The organism is Frankia sp. CcMO1, assembly GCF_977945845.1.
Genome location: NZ_CDWTMG010000241.1, coordinates 6,907 through 7,997 on the forward strand (window position 1 = coordinate 6,907; position 1,091 = coordinate 7,997).

Consider the following 1,091-nt stretch of genomic DNA (forward strand, 5'->3'; position numbering starts at 1 on the left):
TATGTACCGTTAATTACATCAATGGGCGTTACGGACAAACATTCGGCGCCACCAGCTCCGACGCACCGGTGCGGTGCTCACGCGATCGGCCGGTGCCTTCCCCGAAGTCGGGGTGCTCCCCTCGGCCCCGTCTTCCCCGCCTTCCCGGCGTGCGGTACCCCTGCTCGCCGGCTCGTGGGTCTCCCTGCTCGCGGCCGTCCCCGCGGGCAGGGGCGCGCCGGCTACCGGCCGGCTGCCACCCGCGACGCCGTCGGCGCGCTCCGTGGGAGCCCGCCGCTCCCCGGAAAGCTCGGTTACCGTACCGCCTGGCGACGGCGAGGCATGCGATGCACCACCTGCCGCATCGAGCGAGGCCGGGACGATCGTGCTGCCCAACACGGACATCGCCTCGTCCAGAGCGGCCAAGGCCTGGCCGATCGCTGTGACCGGATCCTCGGCGCGCTCCGGGGCCGGCACGGCCGACGCCGCACCCGCCTCGACCGCCGCCGCACCCGCCTCGGCGACCGGGTCGGGCTCGACGACCTCGACCACCAGCTCGGCGGCTGGCTCCACGAGCAGGTCCACCGGCTCGCCATCGACCGCCTGCTCATCGGTGCCTGTGGCCGTGACCGCCTCGGCGGCGGCGACGGCAGGCTCAGACCCCACAGGAGCACGTTCAACCGACGCGGAGACGTCGGGAACAGGCTGGGCCGACGAGGACTCGGCCGACGCGGACGCATCGGGAACAGGCTCGGCCACGGCGGGAGAAGTGACCCCCTCGGCGAACGCCGAGGGGGCGACGCCGGCGGATTCCGCGGCAGGAGCGGATTCCGGTTCCTCGGGCGGCGAGGTCGCCGCGAGCGCCAGACGGTTGAGAATCAGGCCGTCGGGACCCTGACCCCGGTCCAGCCGCCCCGCCTGCGCGAGCTTCCGGCAGACCTGGTTCACCGTGCCCCGGCTCGCCCCGATCGCCGCCGCCAACCTGCCGTCGTCCAAACCCGCGGGAACCTTGGCAAGCTGGTCGAGTATCCGGTCAGCAACAGTAGCCACAAAGCGGGACGGTATACGCCATCTCCTATTCGCCGACAAACGGGGTCACCCCACGGGATCTG

Annotated in this window: 1 protein-coding gene; it reads right to left on the reverse strand. The window is 72.2% G+C overall.

What is annotated here, in order from left to right:
- Window positions 1–18: 18 nt before the first annotated feature.
- Entirely contained in the window at window positions 19–1,029 is a 1,011-nt protein-coding gene (locus AC08OU_RS20605) for a MarR family transcriptional regulator (protein WP_476601695.1), read from the reverse strand.
- Between the last annotated feature and the right edge of the window lie 62 nt (window positions 1,030–1,091).